The sequence below is a fragment of the Paenibacillus sp. CF095 genome, assembly GCF_900101225.1.
GTDB lineage: Bacteria > Bacillota > Bacilli > Paenibacillales > Paenibacillaceae > Paenibacillus.
Window position 1 is genome coordinate 2,029,596 of sequence record NZ_FMZN01000001.1, and the last position, 17,435, is coordinate 2,047,030.

Below are 17,435 nucleotides of genomic sequence, written 5' to 3' on the forward strand. Positions count from 1 at the left end.
ACAACATTTAAAGGATCACAGCTTGTATTATTATTAGATCAGATGTGATCCTTCTCCCAAAGTGTATCCCTTACATAATTTTACAACAACCTGACAAAGTATAGGATTTTAACCAATATATCATTTTAAGTTGAGTACAATGACATGCAGATCAGAACACCTATAATTTTTCATGTAAACGCTTTAATTTGTATACTATTTCCATGTTATAATTTTGAAAAACCGCATTGATGAAGGAGGATACTCATGAATATCACGGGTCAAGGCGCGTGGGATACGGGTACATATACAAATCTGTTTTTGAAGCTAGGTTACGATGAGAATGAGATCACGAACAGATTGGAAGAAACATGGAACGAGCTGTTTTATGGCGATGAAAATACTCGAATATATTACCCCATGGGTGAGGACAAAGGATATTTGCTGGATACCGGTAATCTCGATGTTCGCTCTGAAGGTATGTCTTATGGCATGATGATGGCTGTTCAGATGGACAGAAAGGAAGAATTTGATCGACTCTGGAATTTCTCACACACGTTTATGCAACATAAAGCGGGACGTTATAAAGATTATTTTGCCTGGCATTGCAAGCCTGACGGAACCCGACTCTCGCAAGGTCCTACTCCTGATGGTGAGGAGTTTTTTGCCATGGCGCTTTTTTTTGCCTCCAACCGCTGGGGCGATGGCGCTGAACCTTATGATTACAAGGCACAAGCCCGCAAGATCCTTCGTGCATGTATACATCAGGGCGAAGACGGCGAAGGCGATCCCATGTGGGACCCGGAAACAAAACTGATCAAATTCATACCAGAAACACCGTTTAGCGACCCCTCCTACCATCTGCCTCATTTTTATGAACTATTCGCGAAATATGCGGATGAAGAAGATCAGAGCTTCTGGAAAGAAGCGGCGGCCGCTAGTCGTGCTTACCTTCATACAGCCTGCCATCCCGTAACCGGACTATCACCTGAATATGCGAACTATGACGGCTCTCCGGCTCCTATACAGCCGCATGGTGATTTCAGACATTTTTACAGTGATGCCTACCGTGTTGCTGCAAATGTAGCGCTGGACTGGGAATGGTTCCGCAAGGATCACTGGCAGATCGAACAATCCAATCGGATTCAGTCCTTCTTCAGTGATATTGAAATGTCCGATTATCGTCGTTATACAATAGAAGGTGAACCTTTCGACGAACCTTCACTGCATCCTGTAGGTTTGCTGGCTACCAATGCCATGGCTTCACTGGCTGCGCACGGTCCACATGCTGACACATTCGTTCGCAAGTTCTGGAACAACCCTCTGCGTCAGGGAGAGCGACGTTATTACGACAATTGCTTGTATTTTTTCAGCATGCTGGCTCTAAGCGGAAGATATCGCATGTACTAAACCAAGGGAATGTGCGCGAACCGTTGAATCTGTGCTGTGAATATTTGGCTTGCAGGACAGGTTCAATCATAGAATTTTAAGAAGGATGCATTGAAATTTACGATTTAATCTATATCAATAAAAAACGTTCCCGGCTCGCATATATTGATTGCGAACCGGGAACGTTTGGGTGTGCAAATACAGACATTAACTTTTCCCGCTCTGTATGATTCAGATACTTTAATTATTTGGAAACAGAAGAAGTATCATAGGAAGACTGCATAATCTCCAGATATCGATTAATGTTCAGTCCCTCCAGCCCTTTCACATATTCATCCCAATCCTTATCCAGATTTTTGGCGCCTGTAATAAATTGCAGGGCGTTCTGATCGATGTAATCCTTGAGATTGGTCTGCATCATGCTGGCTTCATCAGCAAGGGACGGATCTACCCACAATGCCCAATGAGGGAAAACCTCTTTCGGTTCCTTGCCCTCCATTAACAATGTCGCCTCATAGAGCCGTCGCTCATAACCATCATTGGCATAGATGTCTGTCCCCTGTACTTCGGCGTCCCGATATGCACGGTGATGATTGTACTGACTTAATGCAGCCCAACTGTCATTACGAGGTTCTTCTCCAGAAGGAAGCGGAATGGCTTTATATAACGGCTCAATCTGATCATTGAGCGCCACTTCTCCTTCTTGTGGTTTGCGCCAGCTTACGCCCTCTTCTCCCAGATATGATGCCATGGTCCCTTCTTGGGTATAGAAATAATCCAGCAGCTTTATGGCCGCGATCTGCGTTTCCTCACTGGCTTTGTTTGTCAGTACAAAGGACGCTCCGGGATCAATCGGATAGTTGTACGTAGCATAAGCAGCATTGGGTCCCTTCAATGGAGGGATGGGATTGTAATCATTCCCGTAAGGTGAACCTTCGGCAGTCGTTACGAATAACGATGGATGCATGGCTGCCCCGGCACCCAGAAGCTGTGCGTCGGCGTTATCGCCAATTTTTTTGAAGGCCCCGACATTTTGGGTAAAAGCCCCTGGATCAATCAACCCTTCATCGTACAGGGATTTAATATAGGCAAGTCCTTCTTTCCACTCCGGTTTGTTCACTACCGTCTCCACTTTCCCCTGATTGACAATCAGATAATTCCGATCGTCGTCATAGATAAAACCGTTCATCAAGTACGGAATAATGTGCACACCGAAATTTTCAGTCGAACCGCTTAGCGGTACTTCGTCGGCTTTGCCGTTCCCGTTCGGGTCTTTCGTTTTAAATGCCCGAAGCATTTCCTTAAATTCTTCTGTCGTCGTGGGTTCGGTCAGGCCCAGTTGTTCCATCCATTTGGTGTTGACCCACATCTTGTTCGGGTATGAACAGTGAAAACATTCATTTAGACCCGTCAAACCATAGATATTTCCGTCGGGAGCAGTGTTCATGGCCCGATAATAGTCATTGCTTTCAAGCACTTTTTTAATATTAGGAGCATGCTCCTCAATCAGATCATTCAGCGGCAAAATAACCCCCTGCTGACCAAACTTCAACAAGTCTGTCTGGGAGAATCGATCTACCCAAGGGATGAGCAGATACAAGTCCGGATAATCACCGGAAGCCAGTGAAATCTGTCTTTTCTCCGCTGCACCGTCGAATGGAACAGTAGTCCAGTTGAACTGAATATCAAACTTCTCTTCCATTTTCTTCGTGAATTTGTTAGTGGACAGGTTGGTATCCGAACCCTGGTGAGCAAACACATTAATGGCTGTCTTGCCTGACGGGTCGCTGCCTTCCCCGTTCCCCTTATCAGAACTTGAACATCCGGCAAGTACCAACGAGGTAAACAGCATAAAGGTAAGAATGATGAATCCCGCTTTTTTCAATACAATCCTCTCCCTCATGAATAGATAGAAAAAATGAACTTATCCTTTAACTGAGCCAATCAACATGCCTTGCACAAAATACCGTTGAACAAAAGGATAGATGATTAGCACCGGCAAGCTGGCCATCACAATTAACGAGTACTTCATGAGTTCAGCCATCTGCTGCTGTTTGATCATTTCCGATGCATCCATGTTCCCCGTACTGCTGTTCAGAATAAGAATACTGCGCAATATCAGCTGTAGCGGATAGAGCGACTGTGATTTCAGGTAGATGAGGGCATCAAAGTATGCATTCCACTGACCGACAGCGTACATAAGTGACAACACGGCGATAATCGGTTTGGCGAGTGGCAGGATAATACTGAAGATAAACCGGATGTCACTGCAGCCATCGATGTCTGCTGCTTCGGACAATTCTTCCGGTATCGAATTCTGAAAAAAGGTACGGGCAATGATGACTTGCCATACCCAGACGGCATTGGGAATCAGCAACGCCCAGCGGGTATCAATCAGTCCCATGGTTTTCACCACTAGATAGGTAGGGATCAAACCTCCCGAGAACAACATGGTGAAGGTAATAAACATCATTAACGAGCTGCGACCAACAAACGTTTTTTTGGATAATGGATAAGCAATCATAATGGTCAGTGCCACGCTGATGAAGGTGCCGCAGGCTGTATAGAAAAGGGAATTGGCATAACCGGTAAGGACTTGATCATTCCGCAATACAGACTTGTAACCGTCAAACGTCAGGTCAATGGGCCACAACCAGACTTTTCCCGAGGAGACGGCAGCAGGGCTGCTAAGCGAAGAACTCACAATATAGATCAAGGGATACAGCACGGCAATGAGCACCACTGTCAACATGAAATAAACAACTGTTATAAATACGCGGTCTCCCCATGATTCACGAATTGTACTGCTGCTCTTGATCCGCGAACGACCTGCATTTGTCTGTGTGTTAGGCATGGGTTGGTTCTCCTCCTTTCGCTCCCGTTACCATAAGCTTGTATTGGACAGTCGCTTGGCGACCGCGTTTACGATTAATAGCAGAATCAGGTTAATCACCGAGTTGAACAGGCCAACCGCAGTAGCGAAGCTGTAATTGGCATTCAGCAATCCTATTTTATAGACATACGTGGAGATGATCTCCGAAGCAGACAGGTTGAGCGGATTTTGCAGCAAATATATTTTTTCGAACCCAACAGCCATGATATTCCCTACACTCAAGATCAGAATGATGACGGCTGCCGGAAGTAGTCCAGGCAGATCAACATTAATGATTTTCTGTATACGGTTGGCTCCGTCCACTTTGGCCGCTTCATATAGGGAGGGATCAACACCTGCCAGAGCAGCCAGGTATATCACAGCGGAGTACCCCATCCCCTGCCATACATCGGAGAATACGTAGATGGATCTAAACAGTCCGGGCTCACCGAGAAAATTCACCGCTTCGAACCCAAGGGCACCGGCAATCGTGTTGACAATACCCAGCCTAGGAGACAGAAAGAGCATAATGATGGAGACCATAACAACCGTAGAGATGAAATATGGAGCATACGTCACCATTTGTACTGTTTTTTTGAATCGTATGTTTTTGATTTCGTTCAGCGCCAGCGCCAGTAATATAGGAATCGGGAAACCAACGATCAGGCTGTAAAACGAAATGTAGAGCGTGTTCTTGATCAGCATGACAAACGCCGGATTCTGAAAAAGTAATTCGAAATACTTGGTTCCGGCCCACGGACTGCCCCAGATCCCCTTGATGACGTTGTAATCTTTAAATGCCAGGACCGCATTCACCATGGGTACATACTTGAAAATAATAAAGTAAGCAATCGGTGGCAGGATCAGCAGATACAGCTGCCAATGTCGCCTCCAGCTTCTGGATAATGCTTGCTTCAAGGCAAACGGTTTACTTGGTTTCTCCACGGACTTTGATTCACTGGTCATTGTGGTTCTCAGAATCATCCCCCCATTCTTGGCTCCAAATCGTGCTGAACTGCAACTTGACTTGGTAGCGCTTACTTTTTGAGTAATCATAAGATTGCGCTGGGGATGCGTAAAGGTACAGTTACGCTGAGAAAGTACAAAAGGCGAATATAGTTCCCGAGAAACAACCTACATTAACCGCTATGAACGTCCATTTTCCGAAACACACTCGGAGAAATGCCGCGCACTCGTTTGAAAGCTCGGCGGAATGAATGTGCACTATTATACCCGGTGGCCTCCGCGATCTCGTCAATGGTCTGACAGGTGGAGTGCAACAAGTTTGAGGCAGCATCAATGCGTACCCGTTCTACATAATCGGAAAGATTCTCTCCCGTATGTTCTTTGAACAGTTGGGATATAAACTTCTCGGACTTGCTCATGTGCTCGGCAATCCGGTAGATCGTCAAGTTTGCATCCCCATAATTATGTTGGATAAAACAAATCATTTCGCTTACAGTATCCGCATGTGCTCCTGCTCTTCTTCTCTGGAAATCACCGCAGATGTCTTCGGTTAACTGTTTGAATTTTGCACGCAGCGAAGTAATCGTTTCTGTCATCTGAATGGATGTCACACGAGATTTATATTCCTCCAGCAGTGAGGCATCCAGCTTGAATTTTGGTTCGTCCAGCTTCAGAAAAGTCCCCTTCAGCTCCATGATGAACTGCTGTGTCATCTCGTAGGACAGTTCCCGCTCCTCTAAATTACGAAGAAACAATTGCTCCAGAATGCGTATCGCCTCTTCAGGCTCACCGACTTTGATCGTGTTCAGCAGGCGCTGTTCAGACTCTATTGGATAATAGAACATTTCATTTTCCTTCATCGTATCTTCAAATCTCACCAGATGATCTGTTCCCATATGAATGGCATAATCCAGAGCTTGTTTGGCTTCGTCAAAGGAACGCCCTGCATCATTCCAGACCTCGTAAGCTGCACCTGTGCCAATTGTTGTGGATATCCGATGCTCCCGGTAGATCACTTCCATCAACGTGTTCAGCTCTTTTTCACATCTCCCAACAGCTTCATTCAATGGGTTCTCATCCAATGGACAGGCAAAAGCGATCTGGTCAGTTCCCCAATCCGTGATCAGCAGTTGCCCATTCCACTCTGTAAGTACTTGTTTGACGAGCAGCCTTGCAACACCTAGTTCATGAATAATTTCTTCACTGTCTGGATTGGCATATCCGTTTACCTTCACTAAGCCTGCCAAGCCCTGGCTGCTATGAAGAGAAATGTGCGCCTGAGATGAGATAACCTCCAGCTCAAGTGAGGTATAAACTTCTCCGGTTAACAAACGTTTGATAAAACCGTCTCTCAATAACGGAATCTGCTCATTCATGGCGCTTTTAAGTGAGTCATTATTTGCAATCAGATTGTTAATATGGCTTGCCAAAAAATCATATTCATTGCCCCGTCTGCCTGGCGAATCGGTGATTTGTTCCCGAAAAGAGGCCAACAATCTGTAAACGGGTGCACTATTTCGATAGGCCAGAACCAGCCCAATTAACAGACCCAAGGCAATGGTTGCCAAAGTAAAGACCAGCGTGACTTGTTTGATTTGCTCCGCTTTTGTCATGAGTGCTTTCTCCGGAATCCCTGCCATGTAATTCCATCCATTTTGACTGGACTGTATCGATATCAGCAGCCGACCATCACTTCCAGGCTGTACATTCTGCACGTTCAGCTCCGTTTCCGCAGCGTTAGCTTCTCTCTGGCGACTCTGTGCCATTTGCTCGGCTTCGGCTTGTTCAATGCCAAGGGAGAAAATGATCCGCCCTTCCGCATCGGTGACGAGAGTCCAGCCGCCATATTGATCCACAATATTTTGAGTAAGACTGGCCATCTGATTCTGATCAATCATGACACCAATCGTCGCTTGCGGTTTGTTAAAGCTGTTCAAAGGCAGAGATTGCAGAAACGTAATGGCGGGAACGTCTGCAAGCACTGTGCCGAGTATTTCACGTTTATAGTTTCGAAGCGGTATGATTTCATTAAAGTGTGGTTGTTTGAGAATTTGGTCATACCATTGTTCAAACGACATACCATCCAACTGATTAGCAGCATAATAATGCTCTGGACGATAATACACAGTTCTTGGTGTGATGATGGCATTGTAGTTGGGAATGTGAATGAAGAAATGGGACAAGTAATCATTGGTACTGCTGTACATGGAGAGGCTCCGCTGCATACGGTTCATACCGTAGACATTGTAGAGATCATGCGGCTTTGGGCCAGCAATTAAATTTTGCAAATCGGGATTGGCGGCAAGCTGTCTGGTAAAAGCTTCGACTTGAAGAAGATTTCGCTCAATGATCTCTTTGCCAAGACTCAGTGACTTCAAGCTGTTCTCAATGGAGCTGGAACGAGCCGCTTCAATGGAAGCTTGGTAAGAGGCATATCCCGCGATTTGAGGAATCATCAGGATGATGAGATACGAAATAAGGAATCGGCGGAACACGGGTGAAAATTTGGACCATAGGAGCTGCATATGTACCCTCCCTTTTTTATCAAGCGCTTACATTTCTCTGTGATAAGGTAGCTGTTCAATGATACACCGGGCATTTCTTCCTGGTGAAGGTACAACTTCTTCCTTATGGTACATTTACATACTGCAGCGTACAATGCTTGCATGAAAATAATTGTCACTCTGCGGGTTAGCGCACAAATATAGTTGTATTTTACCTTCGCATGACATCCATCCCAAAGTATCAAAAATAAACGCAAAAAACCTCCCCAAGACATGAAATGACTTGGGGAGGTTTTGTTTAACATTGTGCTTATTAATTGCTAACGGCAACAAATTTCCATTGTTGGTTTGTAGCACCTGTGTAGGTGTTCTGCTGCAGCTTGGCACCATCCGAAGTAGAAGCGTTTGCCACTTCAATCGCTTTGTTGCTGTTCACGTTGATGATACTCCAGTACCCGTTACCAAGATCGTTGACCTTAAAATGCTGAGCGGTTGTGTTCAGATTGCTCATGAGCTGGACCACTTCCCCATTGGTGTTGGTACCGTTGCGAATGTCGATAACTTTGTCCGGTGAGTTCACACTTGTCAGTGTATAGTTGCCGTTACCGATCGAAGTCAGAACCCACTTCTGGGGGTTACCGCCCAGATCGCTCCATTGCTGGAGCTGAAGATTGTTTTCGTTTAGACCACCTGGGACATCAATAACCTTGTTGGAATGCCGGGCTACAATTTTATAGGTTGCTCCGGATACAAGACCTGTTGTTGGTCCACCTGTTCCACTGCCCGGGTAAGTCTGAGCACGTTCATGGTACCAGTTAAACAGGAATCGTCCCATGGCACTCCGTGAAGCATCTCCATCCCATTTCAGTCCAGCCGTTGGGTCGGCAAAGGAGCTTCGTGGTCCTTCACTTAGAATGAATCCGTTCATATGAGCTGCAATGCTGACATTGCCTGCGGCGTTGAAGATTGTTTTGGTATTGGTACCAAAACCTTCATTGCTGCCATTAAACAAGTTCCAATAGGCCGAATCGCCAGGTTTGTTTTTGAACCAGGTTACCTCGGTAATGTTAATCGGATATTTGTCAGCGGCTGCCTTCACGTTGGTATTCCACTGGTCTTGCAGGATAGAGAAGTTGTCATATGCGCCATAACCAGGGTACCAGTGAACCGCATATCCATAGTTATTGAGCGGATCAGTCAATGGATGGCTTGCCGTCAAGCTGTAAAATTGGTTGTATCCCAGACCTGCCGCCCAGATGACATTGTCCGCACCTTTGCTGCGAATTGTTGAAATCATGGAATTTTGGAAATTACGCAAGTCATTCCAGTGATCCACAAAGTCATTTTCCCCGTTGTATCCACCCCAATGTCCATTGGCATAGGATTTCACCGGTTCGTTGATCAGTTCGAAGTGAACGTTGTCTGCACTTTTGATCTCCGGGCGTGAAGCGAGATAACCCCAGATTTCGTTGAATTTTTGCAGGTTGGCAGGTGTTGTCGCCTGATCATCCTTCAATGTGAAGTCCAGTCCCAGGACAACATAGACACCTTTTGTTTTGGCATATTGAATGTACGGAATAATTACATTTTGCGTAACGGTCTGCACACCGGCAAAGTTATATGTACCAGCAGCCACATCTCCCATGTCCTGACGATCGATGAACAGACGTACTTGATTCATATTCCAGCCATGATTGCTTCCATACTTCGCGCTGGTGTCAGCAAAAGTATCGGTAATGTCTTTCAGATAAGCCAGCGTAGCTGCATGACGGTTATTGCCATGCAGATTGAGATAATAATTGCTGTCCTGATATGTCCAGTAGGCACCTGAGGGTTGATGCCAACCGTTCAGTAGCACAGGCTGGTTGTTGCTGTTCACCAGGTTTTTGCCGTTTACGTGAAGCTTGCCCATCGGCATGCCCACCCATGCTTCGGCACGGCTGCCTCCCAATGGAGCAATTGTGATCAATAAAGCCAGAATGAGTAAAAGTTTACAAGATGTCATGAACTTCTTCACTTTAATTCCTCCTGATCTGATATATTGCCTTGCAATAATGCGAGGTAAGCTCCGTCAGAATATCTCTGATCAAACAGATCGCTCAGGTCGGCGCCCGCTCCCGCAGCCCGTTCCACACTAGCAGGGTATCCTACGCAGGGAAGGATCGCGGTTCTGCTGTGAGCAGACGCTCATGAGGTCGTTACATGCCCCCTTTTCACAGATGGAATGTTGCATGAAGTTCCTCCTTCCTCTTCCAGACTGATCCCACTCCAAACGTACAGGAGAAATTAACTTAACCCACGATTCCCGTACGCTCTACACTCTCTACGAAATATCGTTGTACAAACAAATAGATGACGATCAAAGGCAGAATGGCAAGAAGGATTCCTGTATCCTGGATCATGCTCAGATAGAACGGATCGGCCTGGGAAGCTGCACCGTCAGTAACCTGCTGGGCCAGATTATACGGAAGGGACGATAACTGGGTCGACATGACTTTACTTGAAGTCAGATAAGTCGTCGTATAGAAGCTGTCGTTCCACTGCCATACGAAGGAAAACAGCATGACTGTTACCATGGACGGAATGGCATTGGGCAGCATGATTCTTGAAAATGTTCGCCCGATGCCCGCGCCGTCCACATAGGCCGCCTCCTCCACTTCCTTCGGAATACCTCTGAAGAATTGCCGGAAGATAAAGATGTACAAGCCGGCCTTAAGTGAATTGGCCGTAATCGCCGTCAGAATAAACGGCCAATAGGTGTTTAGCAAATTAACGGGTTTGCCGGCTATAAGCGTCATAAGCCCCATGAGATCAAAGCTTTTCAGATTCAGGTATACCGGAATGAGAATGGTCGTTGGCGGTACAAGAATCGTCAGAATTACACCAGCAAACAGCAAGTTGCTTCCCCTGAATTTCAGTCTGGCGAATCCGTATCCTGCAAGTGCACAGGACGCTGTAGTCAGCAGTGTAGTCGTTGCAGAAAGGGCAAACGTATTAAACAGCGTTGCCCAGTAATCCATTACGCGTATCGCCTCTTTGAAATTGTCGATGGAGAAGTTCTGTGGAATCCATACCACCACTGCCGAATATAGATCACCTTTAGCTTTGATGGATGTGGAAACCTTCTGAAATATGGGAAACAGGATAACGAAGGAAAGCCCGGTAATCAGAACGAATCGGATCATGGCCCACAGCCAGCCTTTCCAATGCTCCAGCGATAATAATCGTGATGTTGTCACGTGGGACACCCTCCTTTCTAATCTTGATAGAAGACTCGCTTCGAGAAAATGATGTTTACGATAACCAGAATGATGGCAATGGCCAGAAAGTAGACCCATGCCATGGCAGAACTTAATCCAAAGTCAAATTTGACGAAGCCGGTATCCCTGATCAGTTCCGTCATGGCGTTATTGGCAAACGAATCAATGATTGTATAGATCGCATTGACAAAAATAAGCGGGCTGACCATTGGGAACGTAATTTTCCAAAAGGCTTCATAACCCGTTGCCCCTTCCATCTTCGAAGCCTCATACAGTTGAGGGGAAATCGTCTGGATCCCTGCCAAAAAGATCAAAATCTGTACACCGGATTGACTGACGATCTGATAGATCCGATCTACGGCGCTGCTCAGATACGTAACGATCCAATCGCTCACTCCGGCGTTAACCATCAGATTTTCGAGTTCAAATGTCCCGAGTGAGCTTCCACCTGTGCTGCTCTGATTAACCGCTTCAATCAGGCTGGTGCTCTCCAGTGTCATAATCACTCCCGATGCCAGAATAACGGGCAGGAAAAAGATCGACCGCGCTACAGCCCGGCCCCTGAACTTCTGATTCAGGATGACGGCAAGGAACAGACTGAATATTACGATAAGCGGTACGTTGATGAGCACGTCTGTGATCGCCTCAATTAACGCACGGTTAAAGCTTGTATTGACGGTCAGCGCCTGAATGTAATTGGCAACACCGTTGAACTGAATCGCTATGCCTTCCGCGTTAGCCTGAATTGTACTCATGCTGTATCGCAGAGAGGCTAACAGCGGAATGAAGAAAAACAACACAAAACCAATGAGCCAGGGAAGCACGTAGATTACGCCCCACATGGCTTTCTGCTGAGCATACGTACGACTTCCCCATTTCCATTTCAGGAGCGTCTTCAGAGCTGCTCACCACCAGTCACATAGCTTTGGGCTTCCACTGTATCGTTGTTAACTTCTACAGGGAAGTCGTTATAATTGACGATTACGAACCCGCCACCTTCATATGTTGTCCGGAAGACGCCCTCCTCCAGGGATTCATGAGATATCATGGAACGTCCGGCAAACGGTTGGTTCACCTGGTTCACCTCGTTGTAGATTTCGGCAGCCAGATCGATCCATTGTTCATAATTCGCCGCGTAGAGATCATCATAATCCGTTTCTTTCACAACATGGTTTGGCGCATTGAACCATGCAAAGTAAGGGCTGGCTCCATATTCAATCAGCTTCAGCACATATTGCCTTGCATTGGTATATGTGGAGAGATTGTATGGCGTCCCCGTATAACCGATGCTGCCGTGTACAACGAGCTGATAGAACGGAATCTCTTCATCCTCCAGCTTGAAACGACTGCTGGTCATCGGTGCATCTGTCAGACCAGTTACATACGGCAGGGCATAAGCGTTCCCGCCTTCAGCAACAAGCGAGCCAGCCTGCTGCCCGATCTGTTCCAGTGCCTTCTTCACGGAGCCGAGCGCTTGTGTTCGGTCCACCAGCTTTTTCGGATTCATATCGCTGTTTAACTGAGCTGCCAGATCATTCAGGCTTAGCGACAGTCCATCCTTTTGAAGGGACCTCAGCTCATCTAACATGTCTGCCGTCACGTCCTCCAGCATGTTGGGCGAAAGCACATAGGATGGTGAACGATCCCGGTCCCGCCTCTGGATGGCCTGGTTCATCGGATACAAGACTGCCGGTTCCTGAGTTAATGTGCGTGAAGCTTCTTTGGACGGTTTAAACCCTTTTTTGGATTGCACATTCAGCAGAGCAATATCGGGATAGAAACCGATGCCCGCTTCTTGTGTGTATGCGCTGAATTCCCGCAATCCCTTTTTCCCGCCTACCGCGCCGTCTACTTGGATGGAATCCGGCAGTCGATGATGAAGTCCGCCGTTAAGCCATCCTGCATAGCGCACCTGAATATTGGATACATTCTTCTCCGTCAAGGCGGAGAGAATGTTTTTGGCTTCATCAAATGTGGTCAAAGCCTCCGTTGAATCATACGGTATGCCCAACATATGCTGTCTTGTTGTCATGCCACCGAACAGTTGCAGATAAAAGGGAACGTTACTCTGCTCCTTGCTGGCGTTCAACTCGGGAAGTCCGCCGTTTTGCATCAGATAATCCCGATAGAGAGATGCAAGCCCCGAGTACGAGGCCTTATCCGCCCCGACAAAAGCATATCGAACGACGAAATCAGACACGGTCGGTTTCTTCTGGAATTTCGGAAGTGTACGAACCATATCACTTGCCTGAAGCGTCACATCGCTCTTGTTCACCACATAGAAGCTGGGATATACGTTGTTGTAGCTGTTCAGCTTGCCGCTGATATCGGCATTCACAACTGCAACGGCATCCCCTTCTTCAATAATGCCCAGGAAAGCTCCCTCTTTCCGAATCAGTCCAAATACCGGCAACCTGGCTCTGGCTTCATTCGAACTTGCTTCCCGTAGTTTCATGGTCATATCCGGTCCGTATATATCTTGTTGATAGGCAGGATACTGCAGCTTGCCATTGTTAAAATGGATCAGCGCTCCCGAACCGTCCGGCACCAGTATGGAGCCCTCTTCTTCTGAACCCCCGGCCCCGAAGTAATCCATTACAGATATGCTGTTGATCGGATATTCCTCCGGAAAATGAATGCCTGAGGACGGAACACGCACGAGCAGATCCTCTCCATCCAGCTCATATTCCATCGTAAGCATAAACAGCCGTGGTCCACTTCGTTCCTCTTCAATGCCAAACTCGGCATGATCCTGATCCAGATCCTCCGATGTGTAACCGGCTGTGTCAAAAGCCTTCAAGGCCCGTGACAATTGCAATCCTTGCATCGCCTTATCAATCCGGACGTAAGCGCCTTCATCCTTATCTTCCGCATAACCGACCTTCAAGGCCCGCTGCCCGGCCTTATCTAGCTGTGCAAGCAGCTTTTGTTCAAATCGCTCCTTGCTGATCTTCATCGGCAAGTCTTCTATGGATCGCTCAGTGCTTCCAAACTGGTAGTGGACCCGCACGCCGCTTGGCAGCACCTCGTAGCTTATCTGCTTGTGTGCAACACTATCCGTGAAGGAATTCACGGTGCTGCTCTGTCCAAGGCTGTTGAAGAAGCTGAGCTTCGTTTGTGATGACAAAAGGTCTTTGTTTATCCCGGCCGCAACCCCATCCTGCTCACGATCTGCAGGATTGCTGCGCCAGATCGGGCCGCTCTGCGTGTGAATCACTGCAATCTCGGCAGTCTCTTCGTTAATGAACAACTGCAGCGCAGCATTCTGCGCAATGCCTACCATGCCGGGAAGGCGGACATCGCTGAAAGATGATTTCAGTTTCTCTCCGGGAGGCAGGGAGGGAAAGTCCGTCGGATCAGCGGCAGTCACTGTCTCGTGAGCGAGCGGTGTTGGCGAGAATTGACAACCGCCAAGAAGCAGACTGCCCGCGAGCAGCATTCCTGTTATTTTTTTGGCTACGGTATAATTCATAACAATTTCCTCCTCCCTTAGCCCCGAAGCACTAATTCCTGATAGATGGTTACGACAAACGATACAATCTGCTGTACAAGACTGAAGAATAACAGGCACAGAAATGCCATAAATGCCATTGCTACAAGTGTCAGCAGCATCGTGAGCACCGTTTTGGCTGGTGTGTACTGATGAACCGTCATATTCCCCACAAATAACAGATATACTGTCCACGCAACGGCGAGTGCATTAGAGAAATAATAAAAGGCAGTTTCCTGCGCAGAGATCACAAGACTCAGCCAGATCCATGGGAAATGAATGAGGAACAACGGTACCAGTGCAAAACACGTTGACATGAAAATTTCGGAGAACTTGCCTTCCCCGTCCATCAATGTGGTTAACGACCAGTTAGCCACACACCAAAACAGTACCGGTATAATGACATATAGCATTTCGAGCAGACTGTTCAGGTACTTTGGATTACTGAGATTAATGAGAAAACCGCTGTACTGGGCATGCAAAATTTTGGTGATGACCAGAAGCACCAGGATCATGAAAGCAATCAGCAGTGAGTTTCTCTGGTTCCGTTCATATTTCAATTCCCAGTATCCGTCAAACGGATGAAAAATCAGATGCAGCGGGTACTGGTATAGTTGCTTACTTGATGCCTGCATTCGTAGTCCTCCTTTTCTGCCTGCGAACGATGACGACGGTGACAATCGCAGCGACAGCCAGGAATATACCGGACATCATCCATGAAAAATGCTCACGCATCAGCTCTTTGCGGTACAAAAGAAAAGCTTTGGAATACCCTTTGGGCTCCATGCTGCGCTTGAAATATTTCGCAGACTCGGCGTATTCCTTCTGACGAAGCAATGCTTTGCCAATTCCCGCATACGCATATTCCAAGTTAGCGTTCATCTCGGCAGCTTGGGCAAACAGCACCGAAGACTGATCTTCATCACCGTTATAGTAGCTGCGCACCGCTTCGTGGAGCGTACGTCCGTATTCAGTTGTTTGAAAGACGGTGATTTCACCCAGCGCTTTATCCAGAACTAACATCCGGTCTCCCGCACGTTCCAGAGCAACAGGTGTATTAAATTGGCCCAGCCGGTTCCCGATGCCGCCATAAATATGGAGCAGGTATCCGTCTCCATTGTAGGTGAAGATTCGGCCCTTGCTGGAATCCAGTACGGAATACATGTCACTGTCACCCACATCGACATCAATCAGGCGGGATGGTCCTGCTTCCTGGGTATACAGCAAATCCCCCTGCGGAGTCTGATAGCCTTCTCTGCGCAAAATGTCTGTACCCTGGGCATTCAGCTTCTTGACCGGATCTTTACCGCGATCCCCGCTAGTGGCGTAGATAAAGCCCTCTTCATCCATATCCAGATTGGTAAATTCCGTTGGAGTGAACATCACCATCTGACTGCGCTGCTCCCGTGTTGCAAACCGTTTCCACAGATATTCCACCGGGTCCACCTGAACTCTGTTCGCTCCAATGAAGGAAGAGAACGTACCGTCGGCGCTGAACTCCATGAATCCATCAAATACGCCTTCGGCCATGACGTAGATACGCTCCCCTTTGTCCATAACAATCCGCATCGGTTTAAACTGGAAGTCTGCTTTTAACAGATCCGATTTCGGTTCAGACACGATCTTGACCAGCTTCCCCTGTTCATCCAGATGTACCACCCGGTGATTATCCGAATCAGCGACCAGCAGATGGCCTTTTTCCGTGACGTACAATCCCTGTGGATTTTTAAAATGATCTTCCTTGCCTTCCTGCTCAAATGAATCAATCGTCCGTACCAGCTTGAAGTTGCGATCCATCTCAATGATGCGGCCATTGCCCGAATCGAGCACAAAGACGTGCTGATTGGAGGTAACATGCATGTCGCTTGGCTCTTTCATGGGAGTTGTGTTCAGCTTCTTACCGGTGATAATGGTTGTTGCCTCATATGCCGCCGGTGCCGGAACTGCGTCACCCCAGAATGAATAATGATACGCATCCGTTTTACCGTCTGCACTCACGTAGGGCGCCTCTTGAACGAACAACAGGAGGCAGATCATGCCCATGATGATCGATTTACGTTTTTTCCATGTGCTTCTCCGCACCTCGCTGCCTCCTTTCTACTCTTTCATGCCCGAAGTGGCCATCGTCTGCATAACACTGCTCTGAGAGATGATAAACAGGGTGATCGGTACGATCATCAGCAGCAAGGCAACAGCCGCACCTACACCGGCTCTTGCAATCCCTCCCTGCACAATCTGACTGAGCGCATAATGCAGCGTTTTGAGATTTTCACTGTAAATGAAACTCCCGCCATCCGTTCCCCATAACGCTGGAAATTGCAGGATCATGAGCGTGAGCCATGCCGGCTTCACATTGGGCATCACAATGCTCCAGAATATCCGGTATTCATTGGCTCCGTCGATTTTGGCTGCCTCCAGCAAAGCATCGGGAATCTGCTCCATGAACTGTTTCATCAGAAAAAGTCCCAGCGAGAACGCAAGTGATGGCACAATAATGGACGCATGAGTGTTAATCCAGCCAAGCCAGGACATGACCATGTAGTTCGGAATCGCCGTAACATGCGGCGAGAACATCAGGGACAGAATGACAATGGTGAACAACACTTTGGAACCCGGAAAACGATACTTCGCCAGCGGATAAGCTGCTGCAGATGCAAGAAGGATATGCCCCGCTGTGCCAAGTATCGTAATGAGCAATGTGTTGGCAATATAGCGGGATAACGGCACCCAAGAATTGCCCATGAGGTTGATCAGATCGGCAAAATTCTCCGTTGTCGGATTGTTCACCCAGAAGCGCGGCGGGAAAATAAACAGCTCATCCAGCGGCTTGAATGCATTGTTGACAGCATAGATGAGCGGAAGCACCATAAAGGAGCCGAACACGCCCAGCAATGCAAATAACATCAGGCTGACGGTAAATGACCGATTAAGCCTTTTTGGCATGCCAAACACGGCACGTACTTTGCTGGTCATCG

Annotated in this window: 12 protein-coding genes; 1 reads left to right on the top strand and 11 read right to left on the bottom strand. The window is 47.3% G+C overall.

Annotated features, from left to right (window positions below; genetic code table 11):
- Positions 1-246 precede the first annotated feature (246 nt).
- Positions 247-1,389 (top strand): family 8 glycosyl hydrolase, encoded by a 1,143-nt coding sequence (locus tag BLS69_RS08810; protein WP_091030497.1) that lies wholly within the window; start codon positions 247-249, stop codon positions 1,387-1,389.
- Between the two features lie 223 nt (positions 1,390-1,612).
- Here BLS69_RS08810 and BLS69_RS08815 read toward each other — a convergent pair whose 3' ends face one another.
- The 11 genes from BLS69_RS08815 to BLS69_RS08865 form a co-directional block, all read right to left on the bottom strand.
- Entirely contained in the window at positions 1,613-3,220 is a 1,608-nt protein-coding gene (locus tag BLS69_RS08815; RefSeq protein WP_371129066.1) for an ABC transporter substrate-binding protein, read from the bottom strand.
- 72 nt (positions 3,221-3,292) lie between these two features.
- Entirely contained in the window at positions 3,293-4,222 is a 930-nt protein-coding gene (locus BLS69_RS08820; RefSeq protein WP_091030502.1) for a carbohydrate ABC transporter permease, read from the bottom strand.
- 27 nt (positions 4,223-4,249) lie between these two features.
- A complete protein-coding gene (locus tag BLS69_RS08825) occupies positions 4,250-5,104 on the bottom strand; it encodes an ABC transporter permease (RefSeq protein WP_091034906.1) in 855 nt (284 codons plus the stop codon).
- Between the two features lie 275 nt (positions 5,105-5,379).
- Positions 5,380-7,731 (bottom strand): helix-turn-helix domain-containing protein, encoded by a 2,352-nt coding sequence (locus BLS69_RS08830; protein ID WP_091030504.1) that lies wholly within the window; start codon positions 7,729-7,731, stop codon positions 5,380-5,382.
- A 292-nt stretch (positions 7,732-8,023) separates the two neighbouring features.
- A complete protein-coding gene (locus tag BLS69_RS08835; RefSeq protein ID WP_091030507.1) occupies positions 8,024-9,727 on the bottom strand; it encodes an RICIN domain-containing protein in 1,704 nt (567 codons plus the stop codon).
- A 274-nt stretch (positions 9,728-10,001) separates the two neighbouring features.
- Positions 10,002-10,949 (bottom strand): carbohydrate ABC transporter permease, encoded by a 948-nt coding sequence (locus BLS69_RS08840; RefSeq protein WP_091030510.1) that lies wholly within the window; start codon positions 10,947-10,949, stop codon positions 10,002-10,004.
- Between the two features lie 17 nt (positions 10,950-10,966).
- Positions 10,967-11,812, bottom strand: coding sequence for a carbohydrate ABC transporter permease (locus BLS69_RS08845; RefSeq protein WP_082219083.1), 846 nt, complete (start codon positions 11,810-11,812; stop codon positions 10,967-10,969).
- 53 nt (positions 11,813-11,865) lie between these two features.
- On the bottom strand, positions 11,866-14,442 hold the full coding sequence (locus BLS69_RS08850) for a DUF5696 domain-containing protein (RefSeq protein ID WP_091030511.1): 2,577 nt from the start codon (positions 14,440-14,442) through the stop codon (positions 11,866-11,868).
- A gap of 17 nt (positions 14,443-14,459) precedes the next feature.
- Positions 14,460-15,095 carry a YIP1 family protein gene (locus BLS69_RS08855; protein WP_091016287.1) on the bottom strand — a complete coding sequence of 212 codons (636 nt, stop codon included), beginning with the start codon at positions 15,093-15,095 and terminating at the stop codon, positions 14,460-14,462.
- Positions 15,079-16,542, bottom strand: coding sequence for an NHL repeat-containing protein (locus BLS69_RS08860; RefSeq protein ID WP_091030516.1), 1,464 nt, complete (start codon positions 16,540-16,542; stop codon positions 15,079-15,081). Before BLS69_RS08860 ends, BLS69_RS08855 begins: the two co-directional genes overlap by 17 nt.
- A gap of 15 nt (positions 16,543-16,557) precedes the next feature.
- Positions 16,558-17,433 (bottom strand): carbohydrate ABC transporter permease, encoded by an 876-nt coding sequence (locus BLS69_RS08865; protein ID WP_026081082.1) that lies wholly within the window; start codon positions 17,431-17,433, stop codon positions 16,558-16,560.
- Positions 17,434-17,435: the final 2 nt, after the last annotated feature.

What these genes read in the sequence shown, in the direction of transcription:
- BLS69_RS08820 (WP_091030502.1), bottom strand. Translation starts at nt 4,222, where the DNA reads ATGCCTAACACACAGACAAATGCAGGTCGTTCGCGGATCAAGAGCAGC.
- BLS69_RS08855 (WP_091016287.1), bottom strand. Translation starts at nt 15,095, where the DNA reads ATGCAGGCATCAAGTAAGCAACTATACCAGTACCCGCTGCATCTGATT.
- BLS69_RS08845 (WP_082219083.1), bottom strand. Translation starts at nt 11,812, where the DNA reads ATGTGGGGCGTAATCTACGTGCTTCCCTGGCTCATTGGTTTTGTGTTG.
- BLS69_RS08815 (WP_371129066.1), bottom strand. Translation starts at nt 3,220, where the DNA reads ATGCTGTTTACCTCGTTGGTACTTGCCGGATGTTCAAGTTCTGATAAG.
- BLS69_RS08865 (WP_026081082.1), bottom strand. Translation starts at nt 17,433, where the DNA reads ATGACCAGCAAAGTACGTGCCGTGTTTGGCATGCCAAAAAGGCTTAAT.
- BLS69_RS08830 (WP_091030504.1), bottom strand. Translation starts at nt 7,731, where the DNA reads ATGCAGCTCCTATGGTCCAAATTTTCACCCGTGTTCCGCCGATTCCTT.
- BLS69_RS08810 (WP_091030497.1), top strand. Translation starts at nt 247, where the DNA reads ATGAATATCACGGGTCAAGGCGCGTGGGATACGGGTACATATACAAAT.
- BLS69_RS08850 (WP_091030511.1), bottom strand. Translation starts at nt 14,442, where the DNA reads ATGAATTATACCGTAGCCAAAAAAATAACAGGAATGCTGCTCGCGGGC.